14 protein-coding genes and 1 riboswitch are annotated in these 15,061 nt (G+C 67.8%); of the genes, 7 read left to right on the top strand and 7 right to left on the bottom strand.

What is annotated here, in order from left to right; all coding sequences use genetic code 11:
* Positions 1-2: 2 nt before the first annotated feature.
* Positions 3-1,511 carry a cytochrome ubiquinol oxidase subunit I gene (locus tag AB0N06_RS03595; protein WP_366133112.1) on the bottom strand — a complete coding sequence of 503 codons (1,509 nt, stop codon included), beginning with the start codon at positions 1,509-1,511 and terminating at the stop codon, positions 3-5.
* Between the two features lie 235 nt (positions 1,512-1,746).
* Positions 1,747-2,826, bottom strand: a complete 1,080-nt coding sequence (gene hisC / locus AB0N06_RS03590; RefSeq protein ID WP_366133111.1) for a histidinol-phosphate transaminase — start codon at positions 2,824-2,826, stop codon at positions 1,747-1,749.
* Positions 2,827-3,195: 369 nt separating this feature from the next.
* On the opposite strand from hisC, the gene AB0N06_RS03585 reads away from it, so the two are divergent.
* From AB0N06_RS03585 to AB0N06_RS03575, 3 genes are all read left to right on the top strand, one after another.
* Positions 3,196-4,308: a LacI family DNA-binding transcriptional regulator gene (locus AB0N06_RS03585; RefSeq protein ID WP_358856609.1), complete on the top strand. Its 1,113-nt coding sequence runs from the start codon at positions 3,196-3,198 to the stop codon at positions 4,306-4,308.
* Between the two features lie 173 nt (positions 4,309-4,481).
* Positions 4,482-5,534 carry a metallophosphoesterase gene (locus AB0N06_RS03580; RefSeq protein WP_366133110.1) on the top strand — a complete coding sequence of 351 codons (1,053 nt, stop codon included), beginning with the start codon at positions 4,482-4,484 and terminating at the stop codon, positions 5,532-5,534.
* Positions 5,535-5,716: 182 nt separating this feature from the next.
* The gene (locus AB0N06_RS03575; protein WP_366133109.1) at positions 5,717-6,541 is read left to right on the top strand and encodes a hypothetical protein; all 825 of its coding nucleotides are present in this window, start codon (positions 5,717-5,719) and stop codon (positions 6,539-6,541) included.
* Between the two features lie 151 nt (positions 6,542-6,692).
* Here the strand turns inward: AB0N06_RS03575 and thiC are convergent, their stop codons facing one another.
* On the bottom strand, positions 6,693-8,480 hold the full coding sequence (gene thiC / locus AB0N06_RS03570; protein WP_366133108.1) for a phosphomethylpyrimidine synthase ThiC: 1,788 nt from the start codon (positions 8,478-8,480) through the stop codon (positions 6,693-6,695).
* A riboswitch (TPP riboswitch) is annotated at positions 8,473-8,606 on the bottom strand. Its footprint overlaps the gene before it by 8 nt.
* A gap of 70 nt (positions 8,607-8,676) precedes the next feature.
* Here thiC and AB0N06_RS03565 point away from each other — a divergent pair.
* Complete coding sequence (locus AB0N06_RS03565; RefSeq protein WP_366133107.1) at positions 8,677-10,014, top strand: YibE/F family protein; 1,338 nt, start codon at positions 8,677-8,679, stop codon at positions 10,012-10,014.
* A gap of 81 nt (positions 10,015-10,095) precedes the next feature.
* Here AB0N06_RS03565 and AB0N06_RS03560 read toward each other — a convergent pair whose 3' ends face one another.
* The 4 genes from AB0N06_RS03560 to AB0N06_RS03545 form a co-directional block, all read right to left on the bottom strand.
* A complete protein-coding gene (locus AB0N06_RS03560; RefSeq protein WP_037702202.1) occupies positions 10,096-10,533 on the bottom strand; it encodes an SsgA family sporulation/cell division regulator in 438 nt (145 codons plus the stop codon).
* Positions 10,534-10,634: 101 nt separating this feature from the next.
* Complete coding sequence (locus AB0N06_RS03555) at positions 10,635-11,405, bottom strand: helix-turn-helix domain-containing protein (protein ID WP_366133106.1); 771 nt, start codon at positions 11,403-11,405, stop codon at positions 10,635-10,637.
* A 246-nt stretch (positions 11,406-11,651) separates the two neighbouring features.
* On the bottom strand, positions 11,652-11,864 hold the full coding sequence (locus AB0N06_RS03550) for a DUF5326 family protein (RefSeq protein ID WP_345512737.1): 213 nt from the start codon (positions 11,862-11,864) through the stop codon (positions 11,652-11,654).
* Positions 11,865-11,991: 127 nt separating this feature from the next.
* The gene (locus AB0N06_RS03545) at positions 11,992-12,309 is read right to left on the bottom strand and encodes a cupin domain-containing protein (protein ID WP_366133105.1); all 318 of its coding nucleotides are present in this window, start codon (positions 12,307-12,309) and stop codon (positions 11,992-11,994) included.
* A gap of 68 nt (positions 12,310-12,377) precedes the next feature.
* On the opposite strand from AB0N06_RS03545, the gene AB0N06_RS03540 reads away from it, so the two are divergent.
* The 3 genes from AB0N06_RS03540 to AB0N06_RS03530 all read left to right on the top strand — a co-directional run bounded on the left by AB0N06_RS03540 (position 12,378) and on the right by AB0N06_RS03530 (position 15,043).
* Entirely contained in the window at positions 12,378-12,755 is a 378-nt protein-coding gene (locus AB0N06_RS03540) for a phage holin family protein (RefSeq protein WP_366133104.1), read from the top strand.
* A gap of 37 nt (positions 12,756-12,792) precedes the next feature.
* Positions 12,793-13,917, top strand: a complete 1,125-nt coding sequence (locus AB0N06_RS03535) for a cystathionine gamma-lyase (protein WP_366133103.1) — start codon at positions 12,793-12,795, stop codon at positions 13,915-13,917.
* Between the two features lie 229 nt (positions 13,918-14,146).
* The gene (locus AB0N06_RS03530; RefSeq protein WP_366133102.1) at positions 14,147-15,043 is read left to right on the top strand and encodes a LysR family transcriptional regulator; all 897 of its coding nucleotides are present in this window, start codon (positions 14,147-14,149) and stop codon (positions 15,041-15,043) included.
* The last annotated feature ends 18 nt before the right edge of the window (positions 15,044-15,061 follow it).

Raw genomic sequence — 15,061 nt, 5'->3', positions numbered from 1 at the left:
TCTCAGTAGGAGAAGGCCATCGGCCGGTCGGCGTCGTGGTCGTCGCCGCCGATCTTGGTGGGCGGGTTGAGGTCGGACTCGGTGAGTTCCGGCGGTCCGGCCTTGATGTACTTCACGAGCAGCTTGACCTCGATCACGGCGAGCACCGCGTAGAGAAGGGTGAAGAGGATCATCGAGGTGAGTACCTCACCCTGCGAAACGCCGGGGGAGACCGCGTCGCGCGTCTGCAGCACCCCGTAGACGGCCCAGGGCTGGCGGCCCGTCTCCGTGAAGATCCAGCCCCAGGAGTTGGCGATCAGCGGGAAGAGGAGCGTCCACAGGGCGACGATCCAGTAGAGCCTGGTGAGCTTTGGGCTCAGCGCCTTGTTCTTGAAGAGGACCAGGTGCGGCACTTCGTCCTCACCGGTCCGCAGCCCCGGTGGCAGCATGAACCTCTTCCGCGTCAGCCACAGTCCGAGCAGACCGAGGCCGAAGGACGCCATGCCGAAGCCGATCATCCAGCGGAAGCCCCAGAAGGCCACCGGGATGTTGGGCCGGTAGTCGCCGGGGCCGAACTGTTCCTGCTCGGCCTTGTTGATGTCGTTGATGCCGGGGACGTACGAAGTGAAGTTGTCGTCCGCGAGGAAGGACAGCAGCCCCGGGATCGAGATCTCCACGGTGTTGTGGCCCTTGGCCACGTCTCCGACCGCGAAGATCGAGAAGGGTGCCGAGTGCTGTCCCTCCCACAGCGCCTCGGCCGCGGCCATCTTCATCGGCTGCTGCTTGAACATGACCTTGCCGAGCAGGTCACCGCTGACAGCGGTGAGCAGACCGGCGATCACGACGGTGACCAGTCCGAGCCGGAGCGAGGTGCGCATCACCGGGATGTGCTTCTTGCGCGCCAGATGGAAGGCGGCGATGCCGACCATGAACGCGCCGCCGACCAGGAAGGCCGCCGTGATGGTGTGGAAGAACTGGGCGAGAGCGGTGTTCTGGGTGAGCACATGCCAGAAGTCGGTGAGCTCGGCCCGGCCGCGTTCCTTGTTGATCCGGTAGCCGACCGGGTGCTGCATCCAGGAGTTGGCCGCGAGGATGAAGTACGCGGAGAGGATGGTTCCGATCGAGACCATCCAGATGCAAGCGAGGTGGATCTTCTTCGGCAGCTTGTCCCAGCCGAAGATCCACAGCCCGATGAAGGTGGATTCGAAGAAGAAGGCGATCAGAGCCTCGAAGGCGAGCGGAGCGCCGAAGATGTCGCCCACGAACCGTGAGTAGTCGGACCAGTTCATGCCGAACTGGAACTCCTGGACGATGCCGGTGACGACGCCCATGGCGATGTTGATCAGGAAGAGCTTGCCCCAGAACTTGGTGGCCTTGAGGTACTTCTCCTTTTCAGTCCGCACCCAGGCGGTCTGCAGGCCGGCGGTGAGCGCGGCGAGCGAGATCGTCAGAGGAACGAAAAGGAAGTGGTAGACGGTGGTGATACCGAATTGCCATCGCGCGAGGGTCTCGGGCGCCAGAGCCAGCTCCACGTCGTCTCTCCTTACATCGCCGTAACCGCGGCGGCAGTTTGCCCTGTTAATCCGACTGATCATTGGAGGAACAGGGCACGCTTGTGAACGCGTTCACATTCACAAGCATTATGACGCATACGCTTTCGGGATGTTCGAGGGGGGGTCCCCTATCGGGACGCTCCACGCGAAGGCCCCGCACCCCCGAGAAACGAGAGGTACGGGGCCTTCCGGTACACCCGGGCCGGACGCGCCGCTACAGCTCCTTGCGGTACGCCTCCGCCACCCTCAGGAACACGTCGTTCGCCTCGTCCTCACCGATCGAGACCCGCACACCCTCGCCCGCGAACGGCCTGACCACCACGCCGGCCCGCTCGCAGAACCCGGCGAAGTCGACCGCACGGTCGCCCAGCCGCAGCCAGACGAAATTGGCCTGGGACTCCGGAACGGCCCAGCCCTGGTCCACGAGAGCCTTGTGCACCCGGACGCGCTCACAGACCAGGGAGCCGACCCGGCCGAGAAGTTCGTCCTCGGCGCGCAGCGAGGCGACCGCCGCATCCTGCGCCAGCTGGCTGACCCCGAACGGCACCGCCGTCTTGCGCAGCGCCGCCGCCACCGGCTCGTGGGCCACCGCGAACCCGACCCGCAGGCCGGCCAGACCGTAGGCCTTGGAGAACGTCCGCAATACCGCCACATTGGGCCGGTCCCGGTAGACCTCGATGCCGTCCGGCACGTCGACGTCGCGGATGAACTCCTTGTACGCCTCGTCCAGCACTACAAGCACATCGCCCGGCACGCGGTCCAGGAACCGCTCCAACTCAGCCCTGCGCACCACCGTCCCGGTCGGGTTGTTCGGGTTGCAGACGAAGATCATCCGCGTGCGGTCCGTGATCGCGTCCGCCATCGCGTCGAGGTCGTGCACCTCGCCGTCGGTGAGCGGAACCTTCACCGAGGTCGCTCCGCTGACCTGGGTGATGATCGGGTACGCCTCGAAGGAGCGCCAGGCGTAGATGACCTCGTCGCCCGGACCCGAAGTGGCCTGGAGCAGCTGCTGCGCCACCCCGACGGAACCGGTGCCGGTGGCGAGATGCGAGACGGGCACACCGAACCGGTCGGCCAGCTCGTTCATCAGACCGGTGCACGCCATGTCCGGATAGCGGTTGAAGTTCGCGGCCGCGGCCAGGGCGGATTCCATCACCCCGGGCAGCGGCGGATACGGGTTCTCGTTGGAGGACAACTTGAACGCGACCGGTCCGCCGGCCGCCGCCGGCCTGCCCGGCACATAGGCAGGGACGCCGTCCAGCTCGGCGCGCAGCTTGGGGCTCGTCTCGCTCACCGCAGGTCCTCCTCGACCGTCGCACACATCAATACTGCTCACCTTATGAGGATTGCGCGCCGCTGCGAATGGCTGAGCTGAGGAATCGTCCGGTGGGCCCAGGAATGCGGGGGGGCGTTCCTCGTACCGGCGCGCGCCGGTGGCTCACTCCGTGGCGCGCGTCCCCGAAGAGGTGAGTTGAGACCTCTTCGAAACATCGACCGTTGAGGAGGACCATCCTCCTCAATCCATGACACACCACGGTAAAACCCGCCAACATCCTTGTTTTGCAAGGCATTTATCGCCAGGTGACCATGCAGAAACGTGCCTGTCGACATGTGAATATGCGGCCGGGCCAACCGTCCGCGCGAGCCCTACTATCGGCTCGCCATGACAGCAGCAGGGAAGCACCAGGTAAGCCGGACGGAAACCCCCCGGCGCGGCGGCCGGCAGGGACGAGCGGGAATCCGTGATGTGGCCGCCGCCGCCGGGGTCTCCATCACGACTGTCTCCGACGCGCTCAACGGCAAGGGCAGGCTCCCGGACGCCACCCGCCGCCACGTCCGTGAGGTCGCCGAGCGCCTGGGCTACCGCCCGTCCGCCGCGGCCCGAACCCTCCGTACCGGCAAGTCCGGCCTCATCGGCCTGACCGTGACGACGTACGGGGATGAACCTTTCACCTTCACCGAATTCGCCTACTTCGCGGAGATGGCCAGGGCGGCCACCTCCGCCGCGCTCGCCCGCGGGTACGCCCTCGTCATCCTCCCCGCCACCTCACGCCATGACGTCTGGTCGAACGTCGCTCTCGACGGCACTGTCGTCATCGACCCCTCCGACCAGGACCCGGTCGTCACCGAACTCGTCCGGCAGGGGCTGCCCGTCGTCTCGGACGGCCGCCCGGCCGGGACCCTCCCGGTCACCGCCTGGGTCGACAACGACCACCGGGCCGCCGTGCTCGACCTCCTCGACCATCTCGCCGCCGCCGGGGCCCGCCGCATCGGCCTGCTCACCGGCACCACCACCGACACGTACACCCGCCTCTCCACCACCGCGTACCTCCACTGGTGCGAGCGCGTGGGCCAGGACCCGGTGTACGAGTCCTATCCCGCCCACGACCCGTGCGCGGGGGCGGTCGCCGCCGACCGTCTACTCGCCCGCCCGGACCGGCCCGACGCCGTCTACGGGCTCTTCGATCCCAATGGCACCGATCTGCTGGCGGCCGCCCGCCGGTACGGTCTGCGCGTCCCCGAGGACCTCCTGCTCGTCTGCTGCAGCGAGTCCACCGTGTACGCGACGACCGAGCCGCCCATCACCACGCTCTCGCTCAAACCGCGCCGGATCGGTACGGCGGTCGTCCAGCTCCTCATCGACGCCATCGAAGGCGTCGACCAGGACGGCCCGGTGGAACAGGTCATACCGACAGAACTCATCGTGCGGACGTCCTCGCAACGCCGTCCGCCCCGCACCACGGTCAGCGCCCCGCGGTCCCCTTCAGGGGACTGATCAGCGCAATTAAGACAAATCAATCGGTGAACCCCACGTGCGCCCGGATTCACCACCCCTGGTGCGTCACACAGCACGATCCGCATTCCTATGATGGGCGCACGACACCGCGGACCACCCCGACCAGCAGGGCCCGTCAGGTGTACGGCGGCGCGACGGTGGTGGAGGGGTCGATGACACAGGGGGCCGGTCAGGAACCCGTGGTGCGGACGGCGACGTTGCGTGACTTCCGCGTGCCGCCCTATGCGCAGACTCCGGTGCCGCCCGCGGCGCCGCATCCGGGCAGTGCCGTTCCGGCGGACGAGCCGGAGGGCTACACGCCCACCGCGCGCGATCTTCCCGTGATCAACCGTGACACCGTCCGGGTTCAGACCGTCCCCGACCCTCGGCCCGCCCAGGACCCGGGGCTCGGACCGCTGTACGTCGTCGGCGACGTCCATGGCTATCTGGACGAACTCCACGCCGCCCTGGCCGAACAGGGGCTCATCGATGCGGAGGGGCAGTGGGCCGCGGGCAACACCCGGCTCTGGTTCCTCGGTGACTTCACCGACCGCGGTCCGGACGGCGTCGGCGTCATCGAACTCGTCATGCGCCTGTCCGCCGAGGCCGCGGCCGCGGGCGGCTACTGCAAGGCCCTGATGGGCAACCACGAACTGCTGCTCATCGGCGCCAAGCGGTTCGGCGACACGCCGGTGAACTCCGGGGCCGGCACCGCCACGTTCCAGGCCGCCTGGCTGCTCAACGGCGGCCAGAAGAACGACATGGAGCGGCTCCAGGACCACCACCTCCAGTGGATGTCCCGGCTCGACGCGGTCGTCGAGGAGGACGGGCATCTGCTGCTGCACTCCGACACGACGGCGTACCTCGATTACGGCTCCACCATCGAGGACGTCAATGACACCGTGCACGCCATTCTCACGCGTAACGACGCCGATGAGTGCTGGGACCTCTTCCGTAAGCTCACCAAGCGGTTCGCCTTCCGCGACGAGGCGGGTCCGCAGGCGGTCCAGGAGCTGATGGCGGCCTACGGCGGACAGCGCATCGTCCATGGTCACAGCCCCATTCCGTATCTCCTCGGCGAGGTCGGCTCGGAGGACGGCGAGGACAGCGCCGGCCCCGTGGTGGAGGGCCCGCACGTATACGCGGACGGGCTCGCGATCGCCATGGACGGCGGCGTGACCATGGCCGGAAAGCTACTGGTCGTCCAGCTGCCGTTGCATGACTGACGGTCTTCGGGGAAGACGCATCAACGACCTGACCACGCCGACCACTGGGCCTATTTACGGAAACCCCCTGTCACCCCGTGCCGTGGGCGCTCTACCATCGGCGTATCAGTAGCAGGCTCTCCTCCGTTTCCGCCCAACTGTCCGGCCAGTGCGGGTAGTCAGGCCCAACGGAGCATCGGGGGATGCACATGAACAGCGCTCCGCACCTGCTGGCCGAGGACCGACCCGAGTACGAGCGGATCCTCGGCGACGCGCTGCGTCACGCTCACGAACGACCGGATCTCGCCGGAGTCGGCGAACGGCTCAACGCGGAACAGCTGCGCACCATGGCACTGAACGCCACGGCACTGATCACCACGGCGGCGGCCACCGAGTACGACCACTATGTGAAGGCTCGCAACGAGCTGCGCGCACCGGCCGCCGACTCCGCCCAGGGCTCGGGCCTCGGCTCCGACGCGGACGATCCGGACCGGCCGGGCGCCGGGATAGGGGCGGTCGTCACGGTCCTGGCGCCGATGCTCGCGGGCACCGCCGCACTGATCTTCCTGCTGGTCGGCTATCTGCTGAAGATGCTCAGCCGGCCCCCCTCATTCGCCGACACCATGGTCGCCGCCGGGTGGTTCTTCGCGGCGGTGACGGCGGCCGCGATACTGGCCGCCGCCGTCGGACTGCTCATCACGGCGCTGCGCAACGGATCGACCGCGCTGCCCGCCGAGGATGCCGAGGACGAGCTGCCGGAGGAGGTGGCGCGCGCAAGGGAGGCCTGGCGTCATGCGCTGCTGGAGCGCGGCATCCTGCCGTTCCTGCGCGATGCACTCGCCGATCCCACCGCAGGCGCCGCGTCGCGCACCCCGCACCCGTCGGCCCACCGCATCCCGAAGATCGGCTACAGCAGACCGGACTTCACGGGGCCGGACGAGGGGCCGGCGGCGGGGCCCCGCCCGTCGTTCACGAGCCCGGACTTCACCAGCCCGGACTTCGGCGGCCCGGAACACGAACCTGACTGACCGGCCGCCGCGGCCCGGCGCGTCTCCGCCTGCGGCCTGCATACGCGAGAAACGTAACGGCTCCCACCGACACCCGGCGGGTGGCCGGTGGAGCGGCCCGCGGCTCCCCGGCAGTTTCCGGGGGGGTGCGGGCCGCTCCAGTACGGCGTACTCAGTCGGTGAGCGGGAGGTACACCCGGTTGCCCGCGGCCGCGAACTCCGCCGACTTCTTCATCATGCCCTCGGCGATCTCGGCCTCGGTCGCCGTGGGCCCGTCGCCGCCGAACTGCTCCGAGATGCTTCGGCTGATCTTCATCGAGCAGAACTTCGGGCCGCACATCGAGCAGAAGTGGGCCGTCTTCGCCGGCTCGGCCGGCAGCGTCTCGTCGTGGAACTCCCGTGCCGTGTCCGGGTCGAGTGCCAGGTTGAACTGGTCCTCCCAGCGGAACTCGAACCGCGCGTCCGACAGTGCGTCGTCCCAGTCCCGCGCCCCTGGATGCCCCTTGGCGAGGTCCGCAGCGTGGGCCGCGATCTTGTAGGTGATGACGCCCGTCTTCACGTCGTCCCGGTTGGGCAGGCCCAGGTGCTCCTTGGGCGTGACGTAACAGAGCATCGCCGTCCCCCACCAGGCGATCATCGCCGCGCCGATGCCCGAGGTGATGTGGTCATACGCCGGGGCGATATCGGTGGTCAGCGGGCCGAGCGTGTAGAACGGCGCCTCCTCGCAGATCTCCTGCTGGAGGTCGATGTTCTCCTTGATCTTGTGCATCGGGACATGGCCCGGGCCCTCGATCATGGTCTGGACGCCGAACCGCTTGGCGACCGAGTTGAGCTCGCCCAGCGTACGCAGTTCGGCGAACTGCGCCTCGTCGTTGGCGTCGGCGATCGAGCCGGGGCGCAGTCCGTCGCCCAGCGAGTACGTCACGTCGTACGTCGCGAGGATCTCGCAGAGCTCCTCGAAGTTCTCGTACAGGAACGATTCCTTGTGGTGAGCCAGGCACCACGCGGCCATGATCGACCCACCGCGGGAGACGATCCCGGTCTTGCGCCGGGCGGTGAGCGGGACATACGGCAGCCGCACGCCGGCGTGGACCGTCATGTAGTCGACGCCCTGCTCGGCCTGCTCGATCACAGTGTCCTTGTAGATCTCCCAGGTCAGCTCCTCCGCCCTGCCGTCGACCTTTTCGAGGGCCTGGTAGAGGGGCACGGTGCCGATCGGCACGGGGGAGTTACGCAGTACCCACTCGCGGGTGGTGTGAATGTTGCGGCCGGTGGAGAGATCCATGACCGTGTCGGCGCCCCACCGCGTCGCCCAGGTCATCTTCTCGACCTCCTCCTCGATGGAGGAAGTGACCGCGGAGTTGCCGATGTTGGCGTTGACCTTCACCAGGAACCGCTTGCCGATGATCATCGGCTCGGTCTCCGGGTGGTTGACGTTGGCCGGCAGGACCGCCCGGCCGGCCGCGATCTCCTCGCGTACGACCTCGGGTTCGACATTCTCCCGGATCGCCACGTACTCCATCTCCGGGGTGATCTCGCCCCGGCGGGCGTACGTGAGCTGGGTGACGGGCTGCCCGTCGCGGCTGCGGCGCGGACGGCGCGGACGGCCGGGGAAGACGGCGTCGAGGTTACGCAGTCCGCGCGGCGAGGTGTGCCCCAGCCCGTCGTCCTCGGGGCGGACGGGGCGGCCCACGTACTCCTCGGTGTCGCCGCGGGCGGTGATCCAGTTCTCCCGCAGGGGTGCGAGACCGCGCCGTACGTCGGTTTCGGTGGCGGGATCGGTGTACGGCCCCGACGTGTCGTACAGCGTCACGTCCTTGCCGTTGGTGAGGTGCACCTTTCGGACCGGCACCTGGAGGTCCGGGCGGGAGCCCTGGACGTATCCCTTGTGCCAGCCGATGGACGTGCCGGCCTCGTCGCTCTGGTTCGAGGCAGGCGTGCGTGCGTCCGATGTGGTCATGAGACCTACTCCCTACGCCGGCATTACCCGGTAACAGGTTCGGCGGTCGGCGCAGCCTGTCCCGTACGGATGTACGGATATCAGCGCCCTCTCAGCCCGGTGCTCCGAGCTCCCGCGTGTGCAAAGGTGCCACCACGCTAGCGCCTGTTCCGGCGTGCTGGACAGAGGGCCTGTTCCTTCTTGCGATGATCGCCCGGTGACATCCCTTAAGAGCGCCCCCGGATCGCAGGACCATCAGCACGGGCATTCGCACAGCCACGGCCCTGCTGCGCCGGTCTCCGCACATCTGCGCAAGGTCATCGCGGGCGTGCTGATCCCGTTCGCCACCGCGGTCGTTGTCGGCCTGGTGGTTCTCTGGCCGGGCGGTGCGCCCGCGCACGAGCGCACCGGTGTCGGTTTCGACCGGCAGACCCAGCAGGGCAAGGTGGTGAACGTCGACAAGGTCGACTGCAAGGACGTGAATGCCGCGCAGACGCCGGTCACGGGCGGCACCACGACGCCATCAAAGGACGCGGGCACCGGTCAGGAACCGGGGCTGTGCGAGAAGGCCACGGTCGAGGTGACGGCCGGGCACGACAAGGGGCGCACGTTCGTCGAGATCATTCAGCCCGACGCCCCTCGGCAGTTGCGCGAGGGGCAGGGCGTGGTTGTGGCGTACGCCCCCGACGCGCCCCATGACCTGCAGTACTCCGTGACGGATGTGAACCGGAAGTTCCCGATGGCGCTGCTGGCCGGGATCTTCGCTCTCGCAGTGGTCGTCGTCGGCAGAATGCGCGGGTTGATGGCGCTGGTCGCGCTCGCGGTGTCGTTCGCCGTACTGACCCTGTTCATCCTCCCCGCGATCCTTCAGGGGTCGAATCCGCTGCTCGTCGCGGTCGTCGGGGCCAGCGCGATCATGCTCATCGCGCTCTACATGTGCCATGGCCTGACCGCACGCACCTCGGTCGCGGTCATCGGCACCCTGATCTCACTGCTGCTGATCGGGCTGCTCGGTTCGCTCTTCATCGGCTGGGCGAGCCTGACGGGGAACACCGACGACAGCACCGGTCTGATCCACGGCCTCTACCCCCACATCGACATGAGCGGCCTGCTGCTGGCCGGCGTCATCATCGGTTCGCTCGGTGTGCTCGACGACGTGACGGTCACCCAGACGTCGGCGGTCTGGGAGCTGCACCAGGCGGACCCGACCATGGGTGCGCGAAAGCTGTACCGCGCAGGGATCAGGATCGGTCGCGACCATATCGCCTCGGTGGTCAATACGCTGGTGCTCGCCTACGCAGGCGCCGCGCTTCCCCTGCTGCTGCTGTTCTCGATCGCGCAGAGCAGCGTGGGGACGGTGGCCAACAGCGAGCTCGTGGCGGAGGAGATCGTCCGGACGCTGGTCGGCTCGATCGGACTGGTCGCCTCGGTTCCGGTGACGACGGTGCTCGCGGCGCTGGTGGTCTCCGCGGACCGCACAGGGCTCGGCGCGGAAGCAGGAGCTTCGGCACCCGTACGGGGCGGGAGGGGCCGGCGTCGCAGGGCGAGGCATTGAGCACCTCGACGCGGAGCACATATCACCCGTTCGGCAGATACGGCGTTCGATCGGCCGGTAGGCCGTCCGCGCAGTTCTTCCTCAGCCGGCGTTCTGTTCCTTGGCCAGGATCCGGCCCAGCGCCTCTTCCAGGCTGCCCTCGAAGTCACTCAGCGTGCACTCCTGCCCGAGGGGCACGAGCTTGTCCGTGCGGTCGAGAAACGCGACGAGTGGCGCTGTACCGGCCCTGAACAGGGCGCGATCCGTCCCGACCTGCAGCCGGATGTGTACGTCGGAGAGTCCCTCGGGCTCCGTGGGACTGATGTGCACATCGCCGTCGCCGCTGGGGCTGTTGAGGCCGTCCAGCAGCAGCTCACGGCCGAAAGCCCAGGTGACGGGGGCGTCGCCGGGCAGGTGGAAGGTCATCCGGATCGCATACGGATCGCACACCTCGTACCGGAGTTCCACCGGGATACGGAATGAGAGCTCCTCGGAAACGAGAAAGCTCATCATGACCTCAGCTTGAACCGACTCGCGCATCGTCCAACCCCGCAGTAGTTGAATCTGGCCAGGAATGATCCCCCATGGCCCTATTGACGCCATCGTGGTGCACGCGATAGCAGATCACAAGGAGTGATTTTTCAGATACTGATAGAGAACACGAACGAACGCAAGAGGCTTGCCACTTCGCCGCGTAGTCGTTCGACTGCGGGGAGCAATCGATCTTCCTGCTCGAGAGGCATGGAAATCGCCATGGCGGCTGCAGTGAATCCGGCCGTGATCGGGATGGCCGCGCAGACCGTCCCGAGGGCGTACTCCTGTCGTTCGATGACAGGTTCCATCCGCTCCAACGACCTCAAACGCTCAAGAAGCGCCGGTCGGTCCCGCACCGAATAGCGGGTGAGAGGCCGCACAGGGTGACGGTCCAGATGGTCCTCACGGGCCTTCTCGTCGAGCTGGCTGAGCAGACACTGACCGAGCGCATGGGCATGCCCGGTCTCCCGGAACGAGGCCCACTCGTCCGCCGCGGGAGCCGCGGGGGTGTCAGCAACCGCGATGAGTTCGATCTCGCCGTCACGGTAGACGGCGCAGTAGACCGGCGCACCGATGATGTCGCGCCAGCGGGCCAGCGACTGGGTCATTCTGCTGCGACGATTCTGCAGACAGCCGTCGTCGACAAGCCTCTCTGCGGCGGTGCCGAAGAGGAAAACACCGTTCGCGCGGCGCAGGTAGCCCTCATGGGTGAGGGTGCGCAGCAGGTGATAGGCGGTAGGAAGAGGCAGTCCCGCTTCCCGTGCGAGCTGCTTCGCGGGCGCCCCGTCCCGATGGGCGCCCACAGCCTCCAACAGCCTCAACGCCCGCTGAACCGAACCGATCAACGTCGGAACAGCGGTGCTCGATGCCGTGGTCAAAAGTCACCCCCAGGCATGGCGACGGGCGGTCGGCCCGTCCGTGGGGGCCGCCCCCACGGTCCTGCCGCAAACCTGAGGTCCGGAGACCGGACGTATGCACAAACCACTGGGCACAGCGGTGACGGACAGTTAAATCCCAGGCGGCGGCAGCGGACTGCCACTGTATAGGCCGCATAAGCAGGGGGCGTCGTTTCATCCTGCGCTTAGCTCAGCTGGGCTAATCGCCCGACTGGAGACCGCCCGCCCCTACCAGTCGCCGCGCGAGGACGAGGAAGACATGAACTTCCGTACGACGAAAACGAGGCCACCGACCAGGATGACGAACACCAGGACCTTGAAGAGCAGACCGATCACGAACCCGATCACGCTGGCGATCAGACCGCCGAACACCACGATCGCGATGACGGGCACCGCGACCCACTTCACCCACCAGGGCATCCCCGCGAATATCTCCCGCACAGCCATCGTCCCTACCTCATTCCTGTGAGTACCTGACTCGATGCTAGAGGCGCGGGGGTCGCCGACGGGGGCTCCGGAGCCCTTGATCTCCCCTGATCGAACCCCGAGGGATCCCTGAGAGCCAGGCTCAGCTCTCGGGTGGAGAGAAGACCACCATGACCCGCAGATCCTCGGTGATGTGGTGGAACTTGTGGGCCACCCCGGCCGGTACGTACACCACGCTTCCCCTGCCCACCTGCGTGGTCTCCATGCCCACGGTGATCGAGGCACGACCGCTGATGATGAAGTAGACCTCGTCCTGCTGGTGCGGCTGCTGCGGGTCGAGCTCGCCGGCGTCCAGCGCGTACAGGCCGACGGACATGTTCCGCTCCCGCAGGAACTGCAGATACGCGCCGTCGTTGGCGGCACGTTCCGCCTCCAGTTCGTCCAGCCTGAATGCCTTCATGGCCCGTCCGCTCCCTGCTTCTGTTCAGCCGGTGTCCGCCACCGATCATGTCTGCCACGATCAGACACATGAAGAATTTCGTAGTCAAGACGATCGCCAACACGGGTGCGCTGGCCGTGGCCATCTGGCTGCTGGACGACATCACGCTGTCGGGCGGCAGCACCGGCCGCAAGGTGCTCACCCTGATCCTGGTCGCCCTGCTCTTCGGGCTGGTGAACTTCGTGGTCAAGCCGATCGTGAAGGTGCTCACCCTGCCGCTGTTCATCCTCACACTGGGGCTGATCACCCTCGTGGTGAACGCGCTGATGCTGATGCTGACCTCCTGGCTGGCGGGCCAGTTCAATCTCAGCTTCCATGTCCACGGCTTCTGGACCGCCGTGCTCGGCGGTCTCATCATCTCGATCGTGTCGTGGGCACTGAACGTGGTCCTGCCCGACGAGGACTGATCCGACGCCGCGCAGACCAGAGAGAACAGAGAGCAACATGAGCAACATGGGCGACGGCACCCGGGCGGTACGGGCAGGCCTTCCCGAACCGGAGCAGTACGAACCCACCCTGCCCGGTCCGGTCTTCGCCGCGCACTTCCATCTCTCCGGCGAGCCGACCGGTCCGTACACCTACGGACGGGACACCAACCCGACCTGGACCCATCTGGAACGGGCCATCGGCGAGCTCGAAGCGCCGGGAGAGGCCGTCGAGACCACGGTGTTCGCCTCCGGAATGGCGGCGATATCGGCGGTGCTGCTGTCGCGGGCGCGTACCGGTGACACCGTCGTCCTGCCCGACGACGGCTATCAGGCGCTGCCCCTGGTGCGTGAGCAGCTGGAGGCGTACGGGGTCGAGGTGCGGACCGCGCCGACCGGGAGCGACGGACAGCTTGCGGTCCTGGAAGGGGCCCGGCTGCTGTGGATCGAGACACCGTCCAATCCGGGGCTCGACGTCTGCGACCTGCGGCGGGTCATCGACGCCGCGCACGCGGCCGGCGCTCTGGTGGCCGTGGACAACACGCTCGCCACTCCGCTCGGCCAGCGCCCTCTGGAATGGGGCGCCGACTTCTCCGTGGCCAGTGACACCAAGGGCATGACCGGGCATGGTGACATCCTGCTCGGCCATGTGACGTGCCGGGATCCGGAGCTGGCGGCGGGTGTCCGGCGTTGGCGCAAGGTGGCCGGGGCGATCCCCGGCCCGATGGAGGCCTGGCTCGCGCACCGTTCGCTGGCCACGCTGGAGCTGCGCGTCGACCGGCAGTGCGCGACCGCGCTGGCTCTCGCCGAGGCGCTGGGCAAACGGCAGGAGGTGACCGGGCTGCGGTATCCCGGGCTGCCCACCGACCCCTCGTACCCGGTCGCCGCGCGTCAGATGCGACGTTTCGGCTCCGTGGTGTCGTTCGTGCTGCCCGACCGCGAGATCGCGGAGCGCTTCCTTGCCGGACTGCGGCTGGTCGACGACGCCACCAGCTTCGGCGGCGTGCGCTCCACCGCCGAACGTCGGGCGCGCTGGGGCGGCGACGCCGTACCGGAAGGCTTCATCCGATTCTCGGTCGGCGCCGAGAACACGGACGACTTGATCGCCGACGTGGAGCGGGCCCTGGACAAGGCGATGGGCTAGTGCGGGAGGGACACCAGGGGCCAGCTCAGGACAGAGGAGAACCAGCGGTACGGACGGCCCGAGCCTCCCCCCTCGTGGCTCGGACCGTCCCGGCTCCACGCGCGAAGAACCGTCTGCACAAGGTTAATTGACTCTGCGTCAGAGTCCAATCACAGTAGCGACAGCGACCTATCGACATATTTATGATTGTTCGGGTCGGACACGTCAAAACGGCGGGAGGGAACCGGACATGGACCTGGCCCTGCTGCGCACATTCGTCACGGTGCACCGGGCCGGTTCCTTCACCCGGGCCGCCGCGCTGCTCGGTCTCTCCCAGCCCGCGGTCACCTCGCAGATACGCACGCTGGAACGGCAGCTGGGCCGTCCGCTCTTCCTGCGCAGGGCCCGCGGCGTCACCCCGACCACCGTGGGCGACGAGCTTGCGCACCGGGCGGCTCCCCATCTGGACGCACTGGTCGAGATCGCCGAGACGGGGCTCGACGAGGAGGCGGTCGTACGGACGCTGCATCTGGCCGGTCCGCCGGAATTCACCTCGTTGCGGGCCCTGCCCGCACTCACTCCCCTCGTCTCCCAGGGTCTCGCCCTGCGCAGCACGTTCCTCGCCCATTCCGAGGAGGCGCTGGAGGGGCTCGCCGCCGGCCATCATGATCTGGCCATTGCGACGGCCCGTCCGCGCGGTGATCTGCTCACCGCGACTCCGCTCTGCGACGAAGAGCATGTGCTGGTCGCCGCCCCGCGCTGGGCGGCACGCCTCGGACCCGGAGCGCTGCGGCACAAGGGTCCCGTGGTGCTTCAGCAGCTGCCGGTGGTGGAGGTGCATGAGAGCCTTCCGCTCGTCTCCCGCTACTGGGCCGCCGTCTTCGACGGGCGGCCGACCGCAGCGGGCACCGTCATCGCGCCGGATCTGCGCGCGGTCCTGGAGTGCACCGCGGCGGGCGCCGGACTCGCTGTGTTACCGCGCTATCTGTGCGAGGGGGCACTGGAGCGCGGCGAGGTGGTGGCCCTCCTGGACCCGCCCGTGCCGCCGCTGCGCACCTACTTCCTGGCCGCGCGGACCGGCACACTCGCGCTGTCGCATATCGCGCGGGCACACGAGTGGCTGGTGCGCGCTGCCGTCGATTGGTGACCCGACGGCAGGGCGGGT

Origin of the sequence: Streptomyces sp. NPDC051020 (genome assembly GCF_040683105.1) — a bacterium.
GTDB lineage: Bacteria > Actinomycetota > Actinomycetes > Streptomycetales > Streptomycetaceae > Streptomyces.
The sequence above is the reverse complement of the archived record's forward strand: the minus strand, read 5'-3'. Positions and strand labels throughout refer to the sequence as shown.